Below are 20,551 nucleotides of genomic sequence, written 5' to 3' on the forward strand. Positions count from 1 at the left end.
CCAACGGCCTGATCCGGCAGTATCTCCCCAAAGGCACCGATCTCAGCGGCCACTCCCAGCAGCACCTCAATGACATTGCCGAGCGCCTCAACGACAGACCCCGGAAAATCCTCGACTTCCTCACCCCAAACGAGGTCTTCCGAAAACTAGTCGCCGATGATCAGACCACGCCACAGAACGTTGCACTTCAAAATTGACACCGCCTAGTTGTAAAGAACATCAGATTCCGAAGGCGTGTGTAAGATAGAATTTCGGTGACAGTTCACTCAAGAATTCTGGTGACGGTTCACTGAATCCGCGGACGCCGCTCAGGCGGTTCGGCCGGGTCGCCACCGACTGCCGGGGCCGATTCACCATCATCGTATTCCGGCGGCAGCCGATCGGACGGCGGGCTGCGGCAATGCGATGCTGCATGGCGGTTCGGTCTTTCCACATCCTGGGGCGAACGGGTGTTCCGGCAAGGCGGCCCGGTCGGCTAGGCTGCGTGAAAACACCACCCGGAGGAGACCCAGCGTGACCGCCACCACCGTGCACATCGGCTGCGGCGCCGGATTCGCCGGCGACCGCTGGGACGCCGCCGTTCCCGTGGTCGCGACCCTGGCCCGCCGCGCCGGCCCGCGCTACCTGATGTACGAGACCCTGGCCGAGCGCACCCTGGCGCTGGCCCAGCAGGCCCGGATCGAGAACCCGGCGGCCGGCTACTCGCCCTATCTGGAGCGCATCCTGCGGCCGGTGCTGAAGACCGCCAAGGCCAGCGGAATCCGCGTGGTGTCGAACTTCGGCGCCGCCAACCCGATGGGCGGGGCCCGGAAGATCCTGCAGATGGCGCGCGAGGACGGGATCGCCGGCCTGAAGGTCGCGGTGGTCGAGGGCGACGACCTGACCGCCGTCATGACCGAGAGCGACATCCGCGGCCACGACGCCGTCGAGGGCCTCGCCATGCCCGACGGCAAGCTGGTCGCCGCCAACGTCTATCTGGGGGCCCAGCCGATCGCCGACGCCCTGGCGCTGGGCGCCGACGTGGTGGTGGTCGGGCGCTGCGCCGACCCGGCGCTGGCACTCGGGCCGCTGCTGCACGAGTTCGGCTGGTCGCTCGACGACCTGGACCGGGTGGCCGCCGGCACCATGGCCGGCCACCTGCTGGAGTGCGGCGCCCAGGTCACCGGCGGCTATTTCGCCGACCCCGGCTACAAGGACGTGCCGGACTTCGGCCATGTCGGCTTCCCGATCGCCGAGATCTCGGCCGACGGCACGGTGGTGATCGGCAAGGCCGACGGCACCGGCGGGCTGGTCAGCCACCGCACGGTGAAGGAGCAGCTGCTGTACGAGATGCACGACCCGTCCGCCTACCTGACGCCGGACGTCACCCTCGACATCTCGGGCGTGAAGGTCGAGGAGGCCGGGCCGGACCGGGTTCGCATCACCGGCGCCCGCGGCAAGCCGCGGCCGCCGACCCTGAAGGCGACCGTCAGCTTCGAGGGCGGCTGGCTCGGCGAGGGCGAGATCACCTATGCCGGGCCGAACGCCCGTCGGCGCGCCGAGCTGGCGATCGAGGTGCTGCGCAGCAGGGTGCGCGACCTCGGCACCAACTGGCCGCTGCGCTTCGACCTGATCGGCACGGTCGCGACCTTCGACGGCGACGGCGGCGACCTGCGCGCCGGCCGCGACTGGCCGGACGACGGCGAGTACCGGGTGCGCATGGCGACCCAGGGCGGCGACAAGCAGATGGCGCAGTGGATCGCCGACGAGGTGCTGTCGCTCTATTGCTCCGGCCCGGCCGGCGGCGCCGGCGTGCGCCATCGGATCGCCCCGCAGGTCACCACCGCCTCGATCCTGGTCGACCGCGACCGGGTCAGCGCAGGGGCACGGCTGGTAGAGGAGGACCGGACATGAACGGGGCGGATCGCACCGTCCGGGTGCCGCTGCACGAGGTCGCCCACGGTCGCACCGGCGACAAGGGCAACCGGGTCAACATCAGCGTGATCCCCTATCACGAGGAGGCCTGGTCGCTGCTGCTCGAGCAGCTGACGCCCGAGCGGATCAAGACGTGGTTCGCCGCCAAGGGCGCCGGCACGGTGACCCGCTACGAGCTGCCGAACCTGCCGGCCATGAACTTCGTGATCGACGACGTCCTGCAGGGCGGGGTCAACGGCGCGCTGAACCTGGACGGCCACGGCAAGTCGCTGGCCTTCCACCTGCTGTCGATGCCGGTCGAGGTGCCGGCCCGGCTGGCCCTGCACCCGGAGAAGGCGGTCGGCTGACGGGAGGCGCCGGGCAGGTCAGGCTTCCTGCTCGTGCTCCTCGGTGGTCGACTTGGGCATGAGGCGTCGGCGCACCTCGCGCTCGCTGTTGCTCAGCCGTTCGATCTCCGAGGGCTTCAGCGCGAGCGAGCAGGCGGACAGTTCCTCGTTCCACTTCGGCATCGCCTCCGCGATGGCCGCCTGCACGTTGCGCTTGCGGTTCGCGCTGGCGACCGCGTCATCGAATTCCGACTCGATGTCGGAAGTCCGAAGCTCCAGATATGCCGCATGGTCCGGCAGCATCTGTGCGAGGGCCGGAATTGCGACGTCGGCATAGTTCTGATCGGCATCGATCCTGGATGCCGATCGCACCCCGAGCATGTTCCATCCGAGCGGCACGCCGAGCCGGTAGCTGCCGAGCTGGCAGACTTCATAGACGTATTGCGGCGGATAGTTCGCGCAAAGATCGTCGATGATCCGCAGTGCCTTGGCCGGATTCCTGTATGTCTCGCGCAGGGCCCTGAACGCGACCTCCACGCGCGCCTTGTGGCGAGTGAAGAAGTCATGGTCGACGCGCAGGGCGTTGACGCGCCGCTCCGCCAGCCGCGACTCCTCGCGGGCCTTCTCCAGCGCCTTGTAGGCCGCGTTGAGCAGCTTGACGTACGCACGAAACGTCTCGGTTCGATCGCCGGCCGTCTTGGCGTCCTGGTGGAGGTTGGCCAGCGTGACCGGCAGATTGTCCGTCATTTGCCGATTGCGGTTTGGGGATGGGTCACTCCGGCGATCATAGCAAATCGCGGCGGCCGGAAGACTGGAAAACCCGCCGCCATCCGTGCGACCCTCCGCCTCTCCTTGATCCACCCCGAAAAGCCCCATGCACCGCTTCGAAGACGACCGACTGCTGACCGGACGCGGCCGCTACGTGGACGACCATCGGCCCGACGGCACCCTGACCATGGTGCTGCTGCGCTCTCCCGTGGCCCACGGCCGGATCGCCGCCCTGGACGTCGAGGCGGCGCGCGGGGCAGACGGCGTGCTCGCGGTCCTGACCGCCGCCGACCTGGACGGCATGGGCGTGGGCCCGATGACCGTGCGCTCGGCCATGGCGAACAGCGACGGGTCGCCGATGATCGAGCCGGAACGCCCGGTGCTGGCCCGCGACTCGGTCAAGTATGTGGGACAGCCGGTGGTCGCGGTGATCGCCGCGACCGAGGCCGAGGCCCTGGACGCCCTCGAGGCGATCGAGATCGACTTCGACGAGGCCCCGGTGGTCCTGGACCTGGAGGCCGCGGTCGCCGGCGAGGCCCCGACCATCTGGCCGCAGGCGCCGGACAATATCGGCATCGACTGGGACAAGGGCAATCCGGACCACACCGCCCGCGCCTTCGCCGAGGCGGCGCATGTGTTCGAGCTGACCGTCCGGCACCCGCGGATCGCGATCGCGCCGGTCGAGACCCGCGGCTGCGTCGGTGCCTTCGACCCGGAGGACGGTCGCTACACGCTGTGGACCGGCAGCCAGGGCGTGGTGTCGCTGCGCGGCGCCATGGCCGACTATCTGGGCGTCGAGCAGGACCGGGTCCGGGTGATCACCGAGGACGTCGGCGGCAGCTTCGCCGTCAAGATCTGGCCCTACCCCGAGCAGGTGCTGGTGCTGGCGGCCGCCAGGGCACTCGGCCGGCCCGTCAAGTGGATCTCCAGCCGGACCGAGGGGATGGTCTCCGACGCCATGGGGCGCGGCCGGATCGACCGGGCCGGGCTGGCGCTCGACGCCGACCTGAACTTCACCGGCTTCCGGATCGACGCGCTGGCCGACGTCGGCGCTTACTGGAACGCGGTCAACGCCACCATCGTCACCGGCGGCGCCTGCCGGGTGTTCGGGCACTGCTACCGGATCCCGGGGCTGCACTACCGGGTGCGCGGGGTGTTCACCAACGCGGTGCCGACCGACGCCTATCGCGGCGCCGGCAAGCCGGAGACGGTGTCGACCCTGGAGCGGCTGATCGACGTCGCCGCCGACCGGCTCGGCGTCGACCGGGTCGAGCTGCGGCGTCGCAACCTGGTGCGGCCGTCCGACCTGCCCTACGCCACCGCCATGAACGAGACCTATGACGGCGGCGACTTCCCGGCAGTGCTCGACCGGGTCCTCGACGACGCCGACTGGGCCGGCTTCGCGCGCCGACGGGCCGAGAGCGAGGCGAAGGGCCGGCGCCGCGGCATCGGCATCGGCCTGCACCTGCACGCCACCGGCGGCTCGGTGGCGGAGCGCAGCGAGGTCCGGGCCCTGCCCGACGGCACCGTGCTGGTGCGCACCGGCACCCAGGACTCCGGCCAGGGCCACCGCACCGCGCTCGCCATCGTCGCCGCCGAGACCCTGGAGATCCCGGTCGAGCGCATCCGCGTCGAGCAGGGCGACAGCGACTTCCTGGAGAAGGGCGGCGGCACCGGCGGCTCGAACCTGCTGTCGATCGCCGGCAACACCGTGCACCGCACGGCGCTGAAGATGATCGACCAGGCCAGGCAGGTCGCCTCGCACCTGCTGGAGGCGGCGGTCCCGGACGTCGAGTACGGCTTCGGCGAGTTCCGCATCGCCGGCACCGACCGGACCATCGCGCTCGGCGAGGTCGCGGCCGGCTGGGACCGCATCCCGGCCGAGCAGCGCGACGGCGAGCTCGGCAGCGGCTGCATGGCGCAGCTCGACTTCGAGGGCCTGCACACCACCTTCCCGAACGGCGCCTACGCGGTCGAGGTCGAGGTCGACCCCGACACCGGCCGGGTGACGGTCGAGCGCTGGACCGGGGTCGACGACCTCGGCCGGGTGATCAACGAGCCGACCGCCCGCGGCCAGATCCACGGCGGCATCGCCCAGGAGATCGGCGAGGTGCTGCTGGAGCGCGTGCACTACGACCCGGACAGCGGCCAGCTGCTGTCGGGATCGCTGATGGACTACTGCCTGCCGCGGGCCGACGACATGCCGTTCTTCGACCTGGCCTGGGCGCCGACCGCCAGCCCGAACGCCCTGATCGGCGCCAAGGGTGTCGGCGAGGTGCCGTCGATCGGCGGGCCGGGACCGATCATCAACGCCGTGCTCGACGCCCTCAGGCCGCTCGGGGTCGAGCACCTGGACACCCCGATGACGCCCGAGCTGGTCTGGCAGGCGATCCGGGACGCGCGGGGGTGAGCCGGGCCGGTCGCCGCCTCACCTCACCATCGTTGCGGTGTCATCGCCCCTTGTAGACCGGCTTGCGCTTCTCGTTGAACGAGCGGATGCCCTCGCTGCGGTCCTCGGTGCCGACCGTGCGGTTGTAGGCCTCGATCTCGAAGTCGTAGCCGTTCTTCAGGTCCATCTGCTCCGACGCGTTCAGCGACTTCTTGGCCTGGCGGACCGAGATCGGCGCGTTGCCGGCGATCGTCCGGGCGGTGTCCAACGCCTCGTCCATCAGCCTGCCGTCGGGGCAGATCCGGTTGATCGCGCCCCAGGCCAGCGCGTCCTCGGCGCTGAACGGCCGGCCGGTCAGCACGATCTCCTTGGCCCGGCGCAAGCCGACGGCGCGCGGCAGGTTCTGGGTCCCCGCCGCCCCCGGCATGATGCCCAGCGTCACCTCGGTCAGCGCGAACCGGGCGTTCGGCGCGGCGTAGGCGAAGTCGCAGCCGAGCATGATCTCCAGCCCGCCGGCGAAGGCCGCACCGTTGACCGCCGCCACGATCGGCACCGGGCATTCAAGCTGGGCCTTGACCATCTGCTCGAACAGGGCGTGCTGGCAGCGCCACGCCTCGTCGGTCATGCCGTTGCGTTCCTTGAGGTCGCCGCCGGCGCAGAACGCCTTGTCGCCGCGCCCGGTCAGGACCACGCAGCGCACCGTCCCGGCGTCGCGGTACATCTCGGTCCACAGGTCGCGCAGGTCGAAGCCCATCTGGGTGTTCAGGGCGTTTCGGACCTCCGGGCGGTCCAGGGTGACGACCAGGACATGCTCGTCCACGGCCTCCAGGGTCAGGGTCTCGAACTCGCGGACCTGCACGGCTTGTCTCCTCCTAGACGATGAACTGGGTTCCGCTCCGCAGGGCGGCCTCGGCCTCGGCGACCATGCGCCGGACCAGGTCGCCGGCCGGCGGCACGTCGCGGATCAGGTCGGCGGCCTCGCCGACCACCACCGCCGCCTCGTCGAGGTCGCCGGCGTCGACCGCCCGGCCGTAGTCGGCCCGGATCGCATCCAGCGACCCGTCCATCCCGGCCTCGCGGCCGTGCCAGCGGTCGGTGAAGCGATTGCGCAGGGTGCGCAGCCGGAACGGCGCCGGCCAGTCGAAGCCGCGGGCCCGGTCGAACACGCCGGACTGGACGGTGTGGTCTCCCGACGCCGCCGCCGCCCGCGCCTTGGCCCCGTCGCGGGCCTGGGCCTCGACGCTGGCGTAGAACCGCGAGCCGACCAGCACGCCGGCCGCCCCCATGGCCAGGGCGGCGGCCAGCCCGCGGCCGTCGCCGACCCCGCCGGCGGCGATCACCGGCACCGGCGTCACCGCGTCGACCGCCGCCGGTACCAGGGCGAAGGTGCCGCGGCTGGCCCCGTGGCCGCCGGCGTCGGCGCCCTGCGCCACGATCAGGTCGGCACCCGCGTCGGCCGCCTGCCGGGCCGTCCCGACGGTCTGGACCTGGCAGATCGCCAGCACACCGGCCGCATGGATCCGCGGGATGTAGGGCGCCGGATCGCCGAACGACAGCATGACCGCCGCCGGGCGGTGCGCCAGGGCGGCGTCGAGCGCCGCCGGCGCGCCGTCGAGGCGCCAGGTGATGAAGCCGATGCCGACCCGGGCATTGCCGGCGGCCGACCATTCGCGCTCGATCCAGGCGTCGTCGATGTAGCCGCCACCGATCAGCCCGAGGCCGCCTGCCTGGGAGACGGCACCGGCCAGCGCGCCACCGGCGACACCGGCCATCGGCGCGCTGATCACGGGGTGCTCGATCCCGAGCAGGGCTGTGAGCGGAGTACTGAGGGACATGGCAGAAACGGGGATGATCGATGCGGCGCGACCATAGCATGCCGTAGCAGGCGGTCCAGACGCGGCCCTCAGCGGGGCGGATCGGGAAACAGCCGGACGATCAGGTCGACCATGGCTGCGTCGAGGACACGGCGCCGCGCCGCGTCGCCCGGGGCGTCCGACAGCCACAATGCGGCCTCGTTGGAGGCGCCGGAGAGCAAGGTCGTCAGCGCCTCGACGTCGCGCCCCGCCCCCTCGCCGAGCGCAGCCGCCACACCCTCGCGCAGCAGTCGGCCGCTGTGGGCGCCGTCGATCTCGCGCCAGCGCCGCCACCCCAGCACGGCCGGCCCGTCGATCAGGTAGATCGATCGCGCGTCGTCGCGCAGGCAGGCATCCAGGAACGCCCGCATGCCGTCGATCAGGGCCGCGCGCGGCGACGCCGACCGCTGCGCCGCATCCAGGATCGCGTCGCGGATCCCGGCCGCCACGGTGTCGACCACCGCCTCGAACAGCGCCGCCTTGTCCGGGAAGTGGTAATACAGCGCGCCCCGGGTCACCCCGGCCAGACGGACCACCGACTCGGTCGCGGCGCCGGCGTAGCCCTGCTCCGCGAACTCCCGGCGGGCCGCCGCCAGGAGCGCCTGCCGGGTGGCTGTCCGGCGGCCGGCCTGGGTTCGTCTCTCTTGCATACATACAGCCTGTATGTTTTACATACCATCAGTATGTTTCTACCACGGCGCGCTGGCGGAGGAGAGCACCATGCACCTGTCCGGGATGTATCCCATCGTGATGACCGACCGGCTTGCCGAATGCCGGCGGTTCTGGGTCGAGATGCTCGGCTTCGAGGTGGTGTTCGAGGCGACCTGGATCGTCGTGATGTCGTCCTCCGGATCCCGAAGCCTGGTTGCCTTCATGTCGCCCGACCACCCGTCGATCCCGCCCGGGCGCGAGCGGTTCGGCGCGGCCGGCCTGCTGCTGACCCTGGAGGTCGAGGACGTCGATGCCGAGTGCGACAGGCTGGCGGCCCGGGGCGTCGCGATCCTGCACGGGCCGGTCGACGAGCCCTGGGGCCAGCGCCGGTTCATGCTGCGCGACCCGGCCGGCGTCTGGGTCGACGTGGTCCGGCAAATCGCCCCGGCCGAGGGATTCTGGGACCGCTACGCCGCCGCCTGACGGGGCGTCACAACTCGGCGCAGGGGATCTGCACGGTCGTGCCCGGCACCAGGATGGTGCGCGTCAGGGTCGGCGACGACAGCGCATACAGGCTGAGGCCGAGCATGTGGTCGATCTCCCCGCTCTCGGACGCCAGCGGCATGACCAGCCGCTCGACCCGGCGCTGTTGGCTGTCGCTGCCCAGCTCGGCCGCCGCGCCGTACTGGATCAGCGGGCCGGCCATGATCCGCCGCCAGCGCTCGATCACCACGGCGTAGTCGTCCTCACCGATGATCTCGCGCAGGGTCCGCCCGGTGAGGTTGCCGCCCCAGGCCGCCTTGATCGCCTCGCCGGCAAGCCGGCAGACGAAGTCGCCGAGCTCCGGTTCGTAGCGGTAGAGCCACACGCTGCCCAGCAGGCCCGGAACGACGGTCGGGTCGAAGTCCTGGCGGAACGGCACCAGCTTGCCGCGGCGGGCGGCCCGCCAGGCATCGATGAAGGTGAAGACCCGCGGATCTGTGCCGGCCAGTCGTGACGCCCAGTCGGCGTTCGACGAATCCCCACCGGTCATCCCGCCCCCTCCCTGCCGTCGCTCGGAGCGTACCCCGGCATGCAGGATCGGGCCACCCGGCGCTACGCTCCTGCCTCGCCGCCCAGCACCGCCTCGGTGTCGGCCCCGAGCCCCGGCGGTCCGGAGCGCTGCGGCGGCCGCAGCCCGTCGAAGGACAGCGGCAGGCCGACCAACTCCCAGCCGTCCGGCGTGGTCTCCACGATCCCGAGGGCCCGGGTCTGCGGATGCGCCACCACCTCGCTGACGCTCTGCAGCGGCGCCGACGGCACGCCGGCGGCGTCCAGGGCGGCCTGCCAGTGCGCCCGCGGCCGGGTCCGCGTCACGTCCTCGATCAACCCGACCAGCACCTCGATGTTCTCGAACCGCCGCTCGTTGCTGGCGAAGCGCGGGTCTCCCGGCCATTCCGGGTGGCCAAGCACGGCGGCCACCTTGGCGAACAGCCGGTCGCTCGGGGCGGCGATGATCAGGTGGCCGTCGGCGCAGGCGAAGGCCTGGTAGACCGCCATGCCCGGCGACCGGGTGCCGGGCCGGCGCGGGTCCCGGCCCGAGGCCATGAAGTTCGACACGTGGTAGGTCATCCAGCCGAGCGCGGTCTCGTACAGCGACACGTCGATGCGGCCGCCCGCCCCGGTGGCGTCGCGCCGCCGCAGCGCCGACAGCACGCCGATCACCGCCCACATGCCGGTGCCCATGTCGATCAGCGAGGTTCCGACCCGCACCGGATCCGTGCCCTCGTGGCCGGTCACGCTCATGATCCCGCCGAACGCCTGCATCAGCGGGTCGTAGCCCGGGCGGTCGGCGAGCGGGCCGGTGCGCCCGAAGGCGCCGCTGTCGCAGTAGATCAGCCGCGGGTTGGCCGCCAGCATGGCCTCGGCGCCGATGCCGAGCCGCTCGGCGAGACCCGGCCGCAGGTTCTGCACCACCACGTCGGCGCGGCCGATCAGGGTGGCCAGCCGCTCGAGCGCGGCCGGATCCTTGAAGTCGACCGTGACCGACCGCTTGCCGGCATTCAGGGCGGTGAAGATGCCGCCGAAGCCGGGCCGCCGCTCCGGCGGCATCCAGGCCCGGGCGTCGTCGCCGCCGTCCGGGCGCTCGACCTTCACCACCTCGGCACCGAGGGTCGCAAGCACCCAGCCGGCATAGGGGACGGCGACGCTGCCGCCGAGTTCGACGACACGGATGCCCTCGAGTGTTGGCTTGGGCAGCGGCGACTCCGCCGGGACGGCGGCCTCGCTCATTCCGCCACCACCTCGTTGACCAGGGTGCCGACGCCGCCGATCTCGATCTCGATCACGTCTCCCGGCTTCATCCAGACCGGCGGGGTACGGCGCGAGCCGACGCCGCCCGGGGTGCCGGTGGCGATCACGTCGCCCGGCACCAGCTCGGTGAAGGTCGACGCGTAGGCGATCAGGGACGGGATGTCGAAGATCATGTCGGCGACCGTGGCATGCTGCATGACGGTGCCGTTCAGCCGCGCCTCGACGGTCACCGCCTGCAGGTCGGCGATCTCGTCCGGGGTCGACATCCACGGCCCGAAGCCGCCTGTGCCGACGAAGTTCTTGCCCGGGGTGAACTGGGTGGTGTGGCGCTGCCAGTCGCGCACGCTGCCGTCGTTGTACGGCGCGTAGCCGGCGATGTGCTCGAACGCCTTCCCCGCCGGGATGTGGCGGCCGGCCTTGCCGATCACCACGGCGAGTTCGGCCTCCCAGTCGAACATGTCCGAGATCGCCGGCTTCACCATCGGCCGGCGGTGGCCGATGTTGGCGTTGGCGAAGCGCACGAAGAAGGTCGGGTGCGCCTGCTCGGGATGACCGCCCTCCTGGCGGTGATCGTCGTAGTTCAGCCCGACGCACAGGATCTTGTCCGGGTCCGGCAGTACCGGCAGGAATACCGTGTCGGCGACGCTCCGGCTGGCCGGCTGGCCGGCGAGCGCGCGGCCGACCTCGGCGAGGCCGTCGGCCGCCAGGGCGGCCTTCAGGCTCGGGAACAGCCCGGTGGCGTCGACCAGCCCCTTGCCGTCGGCCGTGACCATCCCCCAGGCCGGGATTCCGTCGACGAGATAGCTCGCGACCCGCATGGCGCATTCCTCCGCATCAGAACCGTGGTTCGTGAATCTCTGTTCGTGAATTTCTGGACCGGAGAACCCGGCGCGCTAGCCTCGCGTCCGGCGGCGCTTCCGTCAACGGCGCGTGCCGTCCGTGCGCCGATTGACCCGGCGGCCGCCCCTCAGCGACAAGATATGATTGAGGCGGTGGGTCCGGTACGATCCCTGCGGGCAACCTCCACGGTGCGAACCAGTGAAAGACGATGGGAATCGAACGCCGGGCCCGGCCGGCGCCGGATGGCGCCGCCCGCCGATCGAGGAGCGTGCCGACCAGGTCCGGACCTGGACCCCGCTTGCCGTCGACGAGTTGCACCACCCGGCCTTGCGCGCGCTCGCCGAGGCGTGGCTGCTGGCGAGCGCCGACGAAGGGGTGCGCCCACCGAGTCGGATCGCGTTCCGGCCGACCGACGTGGTCTCCGCCCTCGGCCGGATCACCGTGCTGGAGCGGACGGCCGGCGCCGACGGCACCGGGCACAGCTGGAAGTACCGGCTGGTCGGAACCGAGATCGCCACCCTGGTCGACGCGGACGTCACCGGACAGGTCATCGACCGCTTCCACGCCCCGCTCGCCGCGATGCTGAGGGCCCAGTTCGACGGGGCCTCGGAGTCCGGCGATCCGGCCGCCTTCGTGGTGCGGACGGTGGTCGACCACCGCCCCTATGCCTACGAGAAGATCGTGCTGCCGGTGCGCAGCGCGCCCGGGGCCGGGGTCGACCAGGTGGTGGTCGCCAGCTTCCCGATGGAGCCGCCCTGACCGCTCCCCGCACGGAACTTCGCGAGACCGGCCCGGACGGTCTCGACAAAGCGGAATCGGTCCGCTATAAGGCCGCCTCCCGCGCGGTTGACGGCCGTTTTCCGGCCTGCCGCACCCGGATGGGCGCATAGCTCAGTTGGTAGAGCAGCTGACTCTTAATCAGCGGGTCGTAGGTTCGAGTCCTACTGCGCCCACCATCCGGTCCCTGTCCGACCCGATCCTCGACGGCCACCGTATCTGGGCTTCGGCACCGGGCGCTCCTGCAAGCATACGGACATTTCACACTCAAACCGACACCCGGCCTGGACTATCATGTCCCCATGCCGGGAAGCCTCCCCCACGCCGCCCAACTGGTCGCCGCTGGCCTGGCCGCCTCGGTACTGGTCGCGCTGCTGATCGTCCCGGACCGGGCGGCGGCGTGCGCGCCGGAGCTGTCCGACGCCGGGCTCGGCGACATCACCGGCGACACCCCGTTCGACCGCGACGCGATCGCCCGGGCGGTACCAGGCTGCACCGTCGAGCGGCAGGCGGGCTCCAGCGAGGGAGCCTCGGTCGACATCCTGGTGATCCGCAACGGCCCGACGCCGGTCGCCCTGGTGTTCCCGGACTGGACCGGCGGCATCTTCTCGGTCCTGGTGCAGAGCCAGGCGCTCCGCCGCGCCGGCGGGCCCACGCTCGGCATGCGGTTCGGCGGCGTGTTCGAGGCCGCGGCGCCGCCGTTCTGCGTGCCGGGCGTCGAGGATTCCTCCGGGCGCGTCCTCTGCCCGGCCCGGGTCGGCGGCCGGCTCGCCTATGTCTTCGAGGGCGACTGGCAGGGCCCGGACGGCATGCTGCCGTCGCCCGAGGTGCTGTCCGACTGGACGCTGGTCGCCTTCCTGTGGCGTCCCACCCCGTTCGAGGACCCGCGCTGGGTCGACGTGGCCGGCTTCGATCCCGGCGAGGGTCCGGCGCTGGCCGCCCGGGTGCGGGCGACCGTCGACGACCCGCCCGGCCTGGCGAAGCTGGTGCTGTATCCGATCGTCCTGCGGGCCAGCGCCGGCGGAAAGGACGAGGTGCTCGAGATCCCGGACGCCGGCGCCTTCGCGGCCGAGTACGGCCGGCGGCTGACCCGGGCCTTCGTGTCGGCCGTGCGCGACGAGCCCGCCGACAAGGTGCATATCGACGACAACGGTGCCGCGCTGGCCGCCGGACGGGTCTGGATCGCGCCGGTCTGCGCCACCGAAGAGTGCGTCGAGCACCGGTCCGGCGTGATCGCCGTGACGATGTTCTGAGCGACCGGGCCGGTTCAGGCCGGCGGCGTCGCGACTATGCCGCCAGATGCACCCGGTTGCGGCCGGCGGCCTTGGCCCGGTAGAGGGCGTCGTCGGCCCGTTTGATCACGGCATCGATGCCGGCGTCGAGGCCGGGGCGCAAGGCGTCGACCCCGAAGCTGGCGGTGAAGTTGACCGGCCCGTCGTCGGTGTCGACCCGGGTCACCTCGAACGCCTCGCGGATGCGCTCCGCCAGCATCCTGGCCCCGCCGAGCGGGGTCTCCGGCAACAGCAGCACGAACTCCTCGCCGCCGAAGCGGGCGGCGAGGTCGCCGGCCTGCCGCAGCGTCGACCCGACCACCTCGGCGACCCGCTGCAGCACCTGGTCGCCGATGTCGTGGCCGTGGCGATCGTTGATCGCCTTGAAGTGGTCCACGTCGATCATGACGACCGACATCGGGCGGTCGTGCCGGCTCGCCCGCTCGACCTCCTCGGCGGCCCGCTCCAGAAAGGCCCGGCGGTTGGCCAGGCCGGTCAGCGGGTCGGTGGTGGCCAGCCGTTCCAGCTCCTGCCGAAGCCGGTGCGCCTCGGTGACGTCGACCATCACCCCGGTGATCCCGATCAGCCGGTTCTCGGCATCCCGCATCTTCGCCTTGTGGACGACCATGCGGCGATAGCCGGCCCCCGCGAAGGTCATGTCGGTCTCGTAGACCTGCCGCGGCGCCGGGCTGTCGTAGAACTGCTGGTCGAGGCGGTCGATCGACGCCACCGTCTCGGCCTCGAAGAAGTCGTCCACCGTGCTGCCGGTGGCGTCCCTGTCGCCGGAACCGTGCAGTTCGGCGAACAGCCGGTTCGTCATCCGGAAACGACGATCCTCCCGGCTCTTGAAGAACACCGGCAGCGGCATCGCCTCGAGCAGGTCGGCGACGAAGCGCGCGCCGTTGCGGGCCTCGGCGCGCGCGGCGTCGCTGTCCTCGGCGATCCGGGCCAGGTCGGCCGCCTGTTCGTCCAGCAGTTCATACTGGTACAGCAACTCGACGCGCTGGCGCTCGAGGACCTCGTTCGCCTCGACCAGTTCGGTCACGTCGGAAAACGTCACCACGATCCGGTCGTCGGCGCGCACGATGGCGCCCCGGAACACCCGCCCGGCGGGTCCGCTGCGGCGGTCGACCTCGAACCTTGCCGGCTCGCCGGTCAGCCACACCCGGCGATACTTGTCGAAGGCCGCGTCGTCGCCGTCGAAGAAGTCCCGCAGCGCGCGCAGGCCGACCAGTCCGCCCGCCCCGCGCGCCAGGATCTCCTCGGCACGGCGGTTCACGGTCTCGAACACCAGATCCGCGAACCCGCCGTCGGGTCCGGCCATCGGGCGCAGCACCACGATACCGTCCAGGCTCGCCTGCAGAAGGGCGGCGAACAGGGTCGTCTGCTGGGTGTTCGACATCACGCGGCGGAGACCTGTGCGTGCGTTCGAAGGGACGCGCCCGAACGCCGGGCGTTCGCGCGCACGGCAACGGTATCCGCAGAAGATTGTCGATTGGTTAACGCCGGCCCGGTCCCGGTCGGCGCTCAGTCCTCGTCGACGCCGGCCCGGCCGATCCGGACGTCGCGATGTACCGACACCCCGAGGACCATGCCGAGCCCCAGCATGATCGTCAGCATGGCGGTTCCGCCGTAGCTGATCATCGGCAACGGCACCCCGACGACCGGTATCAGGCCCATCACCATGGCCACGTTGATGAACAGGTACAGGAACAGAGTGGTGGTCACCCCGAGGGCCACCAGCCGCCCGAACTGGCTGCGCGACCGGATCGCGATGGCGAACCCGTAGGCGATCACCAGGACGTACAGGCCGATCAGGCCGAGCGCGCCGACCATGCCGAACTCCTCGGCCAGCATGGTGAAGATGAAGTCGGTCTGCTTCTCCGGCAGGAAATTCAGGTGGCTCTGGCTGCCCTCCAGGAACCCCTTGCCGAACAGCCCGCCGGAGCCGAGCGCGATCTTCGACTGGGTGATGTGGTAGCCGGAACCGAGCGGGTCGCTCTCCGGGTTCAGGAAGGTCAGGATGCGCTGCTGCTGGTACGTGCGCATGAACTGCCAGCCGATCGGCACGGCCGCGAGCGCGATCCCGATCAGGGTCAGGAACTTCCAGATTCGCACCCCCGCGAGGAAGAACGTCGCGCCCGCCCCCATCAGGATCATGAGCGCGGTGCCGAGGTCGGGCTGGCGCAGCACCAGCACCACCGGCATGCCGATCATCAGCAGCGGCGGCAGCAGGTTCAGCGGGTTTCCGACCTCGTCCCAGGTCAGACCGTGGAAATACCGGGCGAGCGCCAGCACCAGGGAAATCTTCATCAGCTCGGAGGGCTGCAACTGGAACAGGCCCAGGTCGATCCAGCGCTGCGCGCCCATGCCGATCTCGCCCATCACCTCGACGGCGAACAGCAGCAGAAGCACCGCGGCGTACATCAGGTAGGCGCTGCGCATCCAGAACCGCACGTCGACCATGGCGACGGTCAGCATCACCACGAAGCCGACACCGAAACGGATCGCCTGGCGATAAGCCCAGGGCGTGACGCTGCCGTTGGCCGCCGAGTACAGCATGGCAAAGCCGACCGAGGCGATCGCGACGATCAGCAGGACCATGAGCCAGTTCACCGCGGCCAGCTTCTGGCCGAGGGTCATCTCCGGTGGGTTGAGAGCCTCGAAACGGGTCCCGACGGCCATCGCCCTACCCCCGCCGCCGCGGGTCAGCGGCCGGTACGGCACTCAGCGGCGCCGACCCGCCCGGATCGATCCGCAGGGTCTCCAGAAGCACGTCGGCGGCGATCGGCGCCGCCATCGACGACCCGCCGCCGCCATGCTCGACCACGACCGAGACCGCATAGCGCGGCGCCTCGACCGGCGCGAAGCCGACGAACAGGGCATGGTCGCGGTCGCGCCAGGGCTGGTCCTTTGACTTCGTCAGCCCCGCCGCCCGCTGCGCCATGGTGATGCGCTTGACCTGCGACGTCCCCGTCTTGCCGCCGATGGTCGGATCGTTCTCGCGGCTGCGGACGGCGCGGGCGGTACCGCGGGCCCCGTTCACGACCGCGCTCATCGCCTGGCGCATCAGGTCGAGGTCGCGCGGATCCAGGCCGGTCGGCGGGAAATTCCGGGCGTTGCCGTCGGGATCGCGGACCAGACGCGGCACCACCGCGCGGCCGCCGTTCACCAGGCGCGCCGTCATCGTCGCGAGCTGCAGCGGGGTGGCCAGGACGAACCCCTGTCCGATCGCCGCCACCAGGGTCTCGCCGCGGTGCCAGGGCTCGCCCCGCGTCGCCTGCTTCCACTCCCGGCTCGGGATCAGCCCGCGGCGCTCGCCCGGCAGATCGACGTCGAGCATCTCGCCGAGGCCCAGGCGCTTGGCCATCGCCGCGATCCGGTCGATGCCGATGCGCTTGGCGATCTCATAGAAATACACGTCGCAGCTCTGCTCGAGCGCGCCGACCATGTCGACCGTGCCGTGCCCGCCACGCTTCCAGCAGTGGAACCTGGTGTCGCCCAGTTCCAGGTGCCCGGGACAGAAGAACTGGGTGTCGGGACCCGCCAGGTCGGCTTCCAGGGCCGCCAGGCTGACCAGCATCTTGAAGGTCGACCCGGGCGGGTACTGGCCGGCGATGGACTTGTTGGTGAGCGGCGAGCGCGGGTTGGAGAGCAACTCCTCCCAGTCCTTGGCCGAGAGCCCGTGGTTGAACGGGTTGGGGTCGTAGCCCGGCGCCGACACCAGAGCGCGAAGCTCGCCCGAATGGACGTCCATCACGACCACCGAGCCGCTCTCGGCCTCGACCACCTCGCCGTATTTGTCGAGCAGGATGGTGTCCTGCGCCTCGCTCGCCGCCAGCATCGCCGGCGATGCCTTGGCCAGCGCCACCTGGGCGCGCGGATCGTCGACCGGAATCCGTTCCGCCATGCCGCGCGTCAGCCGCTCGGTGGCGAAGCGCTGCAGGTTGATGTCGATGCTGAGGCGAATGTCGCGGCCGGGCTCGCCCTCGTCGCCCGGCAGCTTGCGGATGATCCGGCCGAGTGCGTTGACCTCGACCTGGCGTTGACCGGCGGTGCCGCGCATCTCCAGGTCGTGGACCTTCTCGATCCCGCTCTTTCCGATCCGGAAGTCCGGCAGCTCCAGCACCGGGTCGCCGGTCAGCTCGTTCTCGGAGACCGCCGCGACGTAGCCGGTGCAGTGCACCGCCAGTTCACCGAAGGGATAGCGGCGCGACCGCCCTACCTCGATCCGGACCCCCGGGAGGTACGGCGCGTTGACCGCCACCCGGGCGATCTCCTCGCGGCTCAGATTCTCCACCACGGTGACCGGCACGAAGGCGCGCTTGCGCTTGACGTCCTTGAGCACCCGGCGGACGTCCCATTCCGGCACCTCGATGATCGAGCCGAGGGCGGCCAGGGTGGCGGAGACGTCGACCGTCTGCTCGCGGACGATCTCGACCCTGAAATTGTCCTGGTTGTCGGCCAGCGGCACGCCGTTCAAGTCCAGGATCCGGCCCCGGATCGGCGGCAGCAGCTCGAGATTGAACTGGTTGTTGCGCGACAGCAGCGAATAGCGGTCCGCCTCGACGACCTGCAGGTAGTAGAGCCGCGCGGCCAGGGCACCGACCAGCCCGAGCTGGCCGGCCGCCAGCATCAGGGCGCGCCGGGTGAAGATCCGCTGGCTGTCCTGCTCGCTCGCCTTCAGCATTCACCGCACCACATAGCGGTGGATTCGCACGAACACCCAGGCGACCACCGGGAACAGGGTCACGGTCACCAGGTACTGGAACACCGCCGGCTCCGGCCCGACCAGCCGCAGCGCCAGGAGCGATGCCAGGAACCACACCAGGAACGCCGCCAGCGCGTGGATCAGCACGAAGCCGAACCAGGCCAGCACGAACGGCTTGCCGAGGAAGGCACGGCGCTGCGAGACCGCCAGCCCGTGCACGATCATCAGGGAAAGCGCGGTCATGCCGAGCGGCGTGGCCGCCAGGATGTCCTGCAGCACGCCGACCAGGAACAGCGCGAAGGGCGGCTGCAGGTCCGGGCGGAACACCGCCCAGTAGAACGCCGCCATCGCGGTGTAGGCCGGCACCACCGCGGTGTAGCCGGGAATGCCGATCGGCACCGCCGACAGGATGGCGAGCAGCACGGTGAGCGCGATCGGGGTCGCCTGGCGCAGCCAGAGGTCGACGCGCTGTGTCGCCGTCATCCTCATTTCGGGGCCAGACCCAGCAGCCGCCCGCGGTCGGACCGCTCGGGCCCCATCAGGGTGAAGGGCGGGGTGCCGGCGGCCGGCCTGACCAGGCCGTCCAGGCCGTAGTCCAGCAGCCGGACGTATTCCAGCCGGTTCCAGTCGACATAGGGCATGACCTTGATCGACCCGTCGTCGATCGCCGTCACCACCCCGATCGGCAGCCCGGCCGGGAACACGCCGCCATGGCCCGAGGTGACGATCCGGTCGCCGGGCAGCACCTGGGCGTTCTGCGGCAGGTAGACCAGCCGCGGCAGCCGGGTGTTGTCACCGGCCAGCACGCCGGGATCGCGGGTCCGCTCGACCACCACCGGGATCTGCGAGTTCAGGTCGGTGATCAGCAGGACCCGGGCGTGCCGGCTGCCCAGTTCGACCACGCCGCCGGCCAGGCCGTCGCCGGTGACCGCGGCCAGTCCGCGCCGGACCCCCTGGTCGGAGCCGGCGTTGATCATCGCGCTGCGCACGAAGGCGCCGCCGGCGTCGGCGATCACCCGGGCCGTGATGAACGCCACGGCGGGTTCCGGCACGTAGTTGGTGAGGGCCCGCAGCGCCTTGTTCTCGGCCTCCAGGCGACGGGCGACGTGCTGCCAGCGCTCCAACCGGTCGTTGTCGACCCGCAGCCGCTCGTTCTCGGCCCGCAGGTCGCGCAGCCGGCGAGCCGCCGCCACGGTATCGGCCACACTGGCGGCAGGCCGGGACAGCACCTCGAGCACCGGCGCCAGGGCGTCGGCGACGCTGGTCCGGAACCGCTCGACCAGCAGGACGTCGGCTTTGCCGAGCAGCATCAGGGTGAAGGCGCCGGCCAGCAGCAGCGCAAAGGCAAAGCGGCTCCAGAAGGACCGCACCGGCTGCGCGACACTGGTGAAGGAGCCGGGACGCCGTGCCATCCTCGCCGTTCAACCTCCCCCTGGGTTCGTCGTCTCCGCGCCCCGCCGTCGACCGGTCAGTATGCGCCGATCAGGACATTGCGCAGGACCTTCATCTCCTCGAGGCACCGGCCGGTGCCGAGGGCCACGCAGGACAGCGGGTCGTCGGCGATCATGACCGGCAGCCCGGTGGCATGCCGAAGCACGTAGTCGAGATTTCCGAGCAGCGCGCCGCCACCGGTCAGCACGATGCCCTTGTCGACGATGTCGGCCGCCAGTTCCGGCGGGGTCTGCTCGAGCGCGACCTTGACCGCCTCGACGATCTGGCTGACCGGCTCGGCCAGGCTGTCGGCGATCTGCGACTGATCGATGATGATTTCCTTGGGCACGCCGTTCATCAGGTCGCGGCCCTTGATCTGCATGGTCCTGCCGACGCCATCCTCCGGCGGATAGGCCGAGCCGATGTCCTTCTTGATCCGCTCGGCGCTGCCCTCTCCGACCAGGAGGTTATGGTTGCGCCGGATGTAGGCGATGATCGCCTCGTCCATCTTGTCGCCACCGACCCGCACCGAACGCGAGTACACGATGCCGCCGAGCGAGAGCACCGCCACCTCGGTGGTGCCACCGCCGATGTCGACGACCATCGAGCCGGTCGGCTCGGTCACCGGGAGGTTGGCGCCGATCGCCGCCGCCATCGGCTCCTCGATCAGGAACACCCGGCGGGCGCCGGCGCTCTCCGCGCTCTCCTGGATCGCGCGCCGCTCGACCGCGGTCGAGCCCGACGGCACGCACACGATCACCTGCGGACTGGCGAAGGACCGCCGGTTGTGCACCTTGCGGATGAAGTGCTTGATCATCTCCTCGGCGACCTCGAAGTCGGCGATGACGCCGTCGCGAAGCGGCCGGATGGCCTGAATGTTGCCGGGGGTGCGGCCGAGCATCTGCTTGGCCTCGTCGCCGACCGCCAGCACCTGCTTCTTGCCGCGGACCGTGGCGATGGCGACGACCGACGGCTCGTTCAGCACGATGCCGCGGCCCTTCACGTAGACCAGCGTGTTCGCGGTCCCGAGATCGATGGCCATGTCGGCCGAGAGCATTCCGAGCAGGTTGGCAAAGAACATGGAATCCGATCCCGTAAGAGCCTCAGAGCCGGGTGCGCGCCCGCGTGCGTCCGTATGCCTGGAATCGATAGACGCTGCGCTTCTCCCCGCGCGGCGATCGGAAAGATACCAGGATTCGCGGGCATCTACAAAAGGCTGTTCACCCGATTTCGCACTTTTTTAGCGCCGCAACCGGGCGCCGCCGGACTGCATATGCCATGTTGCTTAACAGACCGTAACCGGCGCCGGCAAACGAAGACGGCGCCGT

General features: G+C 70.8%; 20 protein-coding genes and 1 tRNA gene. 8 read left to right on the forward strand and 13 right to left on the reverse strand.

Annotation, left to right across the window (positions count from 1 at the left end):
* The 3 genes from RIC31_RS07265 to RIC31_RS07275 all read left to right on the forward strand — a co-directional run.
* A partial coding sequence (locus tag RIC31_RS07265; protein WP_502990109.1) for a transposase occupies positions 1 to 197 on the forward strand: 197 nt, incomplete at its 5' end.
* Positions 198 to 513: 316 nt separating this feature from the next.
* Positions 514 to 1,893 carry an acyclic terpene utilization AtuA family protein gene (locus tag RIC31_RS07270; RefSeq protein WP_350104699.1) on the forward strand — a complete coding sequence of 460 codons (1,380 nt, stop codon included), beginning with the start codon at positions 514 to 516 and terminating at the stop codon, positions 1,891 to 1,893.
* Positions 1,890 to 2,261, forward strand: coding sequence for an AtuA-related protein (locus RIC31_RS07275; RefSeq protein ID WP_350104700.1), 372 nt, complete (start codon positions 1,890 to 1,892; stop codon positions 2,259 to 2,261). The genes RIC31_RS07270 and RIC31_RS07275 overlap by 4 nt, the downstream gene beginning before the upstream one ends.
* A gap of 18 nt (positions 2,262 to 2,279) precedes the next feature.
* On the opposite strand, the gene RIC31_RS07280 is transcribed toward RIC31_RS07275, so the two are convergent.
* The gene (locus RIC31_RS07280; protein WP_350104701.1) at positions 2,280 to 2,987 is read right to left on the reverse strand and encodes a hypothetical protein; all 708 of its coding nucleotides are present in this window, start codon (positions 2,985 to 2,987) and stop codon (positions 2,280 to 2,282) included.
* A gap of 127 nt (positions 2,988 to 3,114) precedes the next feature.
* Here RIC31_RS07280 and RIC31_RS07285 point away from each other — a divergent pair, with 127 nt between their 5' ends.
* A complete protein-coding gene (locus RIC31_RS07285) occupies positions 3,115 to 5,418 on the forward strand; it encodes a xanthine dehydrogenase family protein molybdopterin-binding subunit (RefSeq protein WP_350104702.1) in 2,304 nt (767 codons plus the stop codon).
* Positions 5,419 to 5,458: 40 nt separating this feature from the next.
* Here RIC31_RS07285 and RIC31_RS07290 read toward each other — a convergent pair whose 3' ends face one another.
* The 3 genes from RIC31_RS07290 to RIC31_RS07300 all read right to left on the reverse strand — a co-directional run bounded on the left by RIC31_RS07290 (position 5,459) and on the right by RIC31_RS07300 (position 7,900).
* Complete coding sequence (locus tag RIC31_RS07290) at positions 5,459 to 6,256, reverse strand: enoyl-CoA hydratase/isomerase family protein (RefSeq protein WP_350104703.1); 798 nt, start codon at positions 6,254 to 6,256, stop codon at positions 5,459 to 5,461.
* A gap of 13 nt (positions 6,257 to 6,269) precedes the next feature.
* The gene (locus RIC31_RS07295; protein ID WP_350104704.1) at positions 6,270 to 7,232 is read right to left on the reverse strand and encodes an NAD(P)H-dependent flavin oxidoreductase; all 963 of its coding nucleotides are present in this window, start codon (positions 7,230 to 7,232) and stop codon (positions 6,270 to 6,272) included.
* Between the two features lie 68 nt (positions 7,233 to 7,300).
* Positions 7,301 to 7,900, reverse strand: coding sequence for a TetR/AcrR family transcriptional regulator (locus RIC31_RS07300; protein ID WP_350104705.1), 600 nt, complete (start codon positions 7,898 to 7,900; stop codon positions 7,301 to 7,303).
* A 70-nt stretch (positions 7,901 to 7,970) separates the two neighbouring features.
* Here RIC31_RS07300 and RIC31_RS07305 point away from each other — a divergent pair, with 70 nt between their 5' ends.
* Positions 7,971 to 8,384 carry a VOC family protein gene (locus RIC31_RS07305; RefSeq protein ID WP_350104706.1) on the forward strand — a complete coding sequence of 138 codons (414 nt, stop codon included), beginning with the start codon at positions 7,971 to 7,973 and terminating at the stop codon, positions 8,382 to 8,384.
* 7 nt (positions 8,385 to 8,391) lie between these two features.
* On the opposite strand, the gene RIC31_RS07310 is transcribed toward RIC31_RS07305, so the two are convergent.
* The 3 genes from RIC31_RS07310 to RIC31_RS07320 form a co-directional block, all read right to left on the reverse strand.
* Positions 8,392 to 8,934, reverse strand: coding sequence for a PAS domain-containing protein (locus RIC31_RS07310; protein WP_350104707.1), 543 nt, complete (start codon positions 8,932 to 8,934; stop codon positions 8,392 to 8,394).
* 62 nt (positions 8,935 to 8,996) lie between these two features.
* Complete coding sequence (locus tag RIC31_RS07315) at positions 8,997 to 10,172, reverse strand: CaiB/BaiF CoA transferase family protein (RefSeq protein WP_350104708.1); 1,176 nt, start codon at positions 10,170 to 10,172, stop codon at positions 8,997 to 8,999.
* A complete protein-coding gene (locus RIC31_RS07320; protein WP_350104709.1) occupies positions 10,169 to 11,011 on the reverse strand; it encodes a fumarylacetoacetate hydrolase family protein in 843 nt (280 codons plus the stop codon). The genes RIC31_RS07315 and RIC31_RS07320 overlap by 4 nt, the downstream gene beginning before the upstream one ends.
* 220 nt (positions 11,012 to 11,231) lie before the next feature.
* On the opposite strand from RIC31_RS07320, the gene RIC31_RS07325 reads away from it, so the two are divergent.
* The 3 genes from RIC31_RS07325 (at position 11,232) to RIC31_RS07335 (ending at position 13,063) form a co-directional block, all read left to right on the forward strand.
* Positions 11,232 to 11,792, forward strand: a complete 561-nt coding sequence (locus RIC31_RS07325; RefSeq protein WP_350104710.1) for a PAS domain-containing protein — start codon at positions 11,232 to 11,234, stop codon at positions 11,790 to 11,792.
* Between the two features lie 121 nt (positions 11,793 to 11,913).
* Positions 11,914 to 11,989, forward strand: a tRNA-Lys gene (locus tag RIC31_RS07330).
* A gap of 123 nt (positions 11,990 to 12,112) precedes the next feature.
* Entirely contained in the window at positions 12,113 to 13,063 is a 951-nt protein-coding gene (locus tag RIC31_RS07335; RefSeq protein WP_350104711.1) for a DUF1131 family protein, read from the forward strand.
* Between the two features lie 34 nt (positions 13,064 to 13,097).
* Here RIC31_RS07335 and RIC31_RS07340 read toward each other — a convergent pair whose 3' ends face one another.
* The 6 genes from RIC31_RS07340 to RIC31_RS07365 all read right to left on the reverse strand — a co-directional run bounded on the left by RIC31_RS07340 (position 13,098) and on the right by RIC31_RS07365 (position 20,304).
* On the reverse strand, positions 13,098 to 14,483 hold the full coding sequence (locus RIC31_RS07340; RefSeq protein ID WP_350104712.1) for a sensor domain-containing diguanylate cyclase: 1,386 nt from the start codon (positions 14,481 to 14,483) through the stop codon (positions 13,098 to 13,100).
* A 125-nt stretch (positions 14,484 to 14,608) separates the two neighbouring features.
* Positions 14,609 to 15,766: a rod shape-determining protein RodA gene (gene rodA / locus RIC31_RS07345; protein ID WP_350104713.1), complete on the reverse strand. Its 1,158-nt coding sequence runs from the start codon at positions 15,764 to 15,766 to the stop codon at positions 14,609 to 14,611.
* Positions 15,767 to 15,770: 4 nt separating this feature from the next.
* Positions 15,771 to 17,771 carry a penicillin-binding protein 2 gene (gene mrdA, locus RIC31_RS07350; RefSeq protein ID WP_350104714.1) on the reverse strand — a complete coding sequence of 667 codons (2,001 nt, stop codon included), beginning with the start codon at positions 17,769 to 17,771 and terminating at the stop codon, positions 15,771 to 15,773.
* Positions 17,772 to 18,275, reverse strand: a complete 504-nt coding sequence (mreD, locus tag RIC31_RS07355) for a rod shape-determining protein MreD (RefSeq protein WP_350104715.1) — start codon at positions 18,273 to 18,275, stop codon at positions 17,772 to 17,774. It abuts the gene before it with no gap.
* A gap of 2 nt (positions 18,276 to 18,277) precedes the next feature.
* Entirely contained in the window at positions 18,278 to 19,204 is a 927-nt protein-coding gene (gene mreC / locus RIC31_RS07360) for a rod shape-determining protein MreC (RefSeq protein ID WP_350104716.1), read from the reverse strand.
* Positions 19,205 to 19,260: 56 nt separating this feature from the next.
* Positions 19,261 to 20,304, reverse strand: a complete 1,044-nt coding sequence (locus tag RIC31_RS07365) for a rod shape-determining protein (RefSeq protein WP_350104717.1) — start codon at positions 20,302 to 20,304, stop codon at positions 19,261 to 19,263.
* Positions 20,305 to 20,551: the final 247 nt, after the last annotated feature.

It is taken from the genome of Thalassobaculum sp. (assembly GCF_040219615.1).
Lineage (GTDB): Bacteria > Pseudomonadota > Alphaproteobacteria > Thalassobaculales > Thalassobaculaceae > Thalassobaculum_A.

Bases quoted from the DNA above. Each gene is read 5' to 3' on its own strand.
- RIC31_RS07335 (WP_350104711.1), top strand. From the start codon at position 12,113: ATGCCGGGAAGCCTCCCCCACGCCGCCCAACTGGTCGCCGCTGGCCTG.
- RIC31_RS07315 (WP_350104708.1), bottom strand. From the start codon at position 10,172: ATGAGCGAGGCCGCCGTCCCGGCGGAGTCGCCGCTGCCCAAGCCAACA.
- mrdA (WP_350104714.1), bottom strand. From the start codon at position 17,771: ATGCTGAAGGCGAGCGAGCAGGACAGCCAGCGGATCTTCACCCGGCGC.
- RIC31_RS07285 (WP_350104702.1), top strand. From the start codon at position 3,115: ATGCACCGCTTCGAAGACGACCGACTGCTGACCGGACGCGGCCGCTAC.
- RIC31_RS07300 (WP_350104705.1), bottom strand. From the start codon at position 7,900: ATGCAAGAGAGACGAACCCAGGCCGGCCGCCGGACAGCCACCCGGCAG.
- RIC31_RS07340 (WP_350104712.1), bottom strand. From the start codon at position 14,483: ATGTCGAACACCCAGCAGACGACCCTGTTCGCCGCCCTTCTGCAGGCG.
- RIC31_RS07295 (WP_350104704.1), bottom strand. From the start codon at position 7,232: ATGTCCCTCAGTACTCCGCTCACAGCCCTGCTCGGGATCGAGCACCCC.
- RIC31_RS07320 (WP_350104709.1), bottom strand. From the start codon at position 11,011: ATGCGGGTCGCGAGCTATCTCGTCGACGGAATCCCGGCCTGGGGGATG.
- RIC31_RS07280 (WP_350104701.1), bottom strand. From the start codon at position 2,987: ATGACGGACAATCTGCCGGTCACGCTGGCCAACCTCCACCAGGACGCC.
- mreC (WP_350104716.1), bottom strand. From the start codon at position 19,204: ATGGCACGGCGTCCCGGCTCCTTCACCAGTGTCGCGCAGCCGGTGCGG.
- RIC31_RS07310 (WP_350104707.1), bottom strand. From the start codon at position 8,934: ATGACCGGTGGGGATTCGTCGAACGCCGACTGGGCGTCACGACTGGCC.
- RIC31_RS07275 (WP_350104700.1), top strand. From the start codon at position 1,890: ATGAACGGGGCGGATCGCACCGTCCGGGTGCCGCTGCACGAGGTCGCC.
- rodA (WP_350104713.1), bottom strand. From the start codon at position 15,766: ATGGCCGTCGGGACCCGTTTCGAGGCTCTCAACCCACCGGAGATGACC.
- RIC31_RS07305 (WP_350104706.1), top strand. From the start codon at position 7,971: ATGCACCTGTCCGGGATGTATCCCATCGTGATGACCGACCGGCTTGCC.
- RIC31_RS07365 (WP_350104717.1), bottom strand. From the start codon at position 20,304: ATGTTCTTTGCCAACCTGCTCGGAATGCTCTCGGCCGACATGGCCATC.
- mreD (WP_350104715.1), bottom strand. From the start codon at position 18,275: ATGACGGCGACACAGCGCGTCGACCTCTGGCTGCGCCAGGCGACCCCG.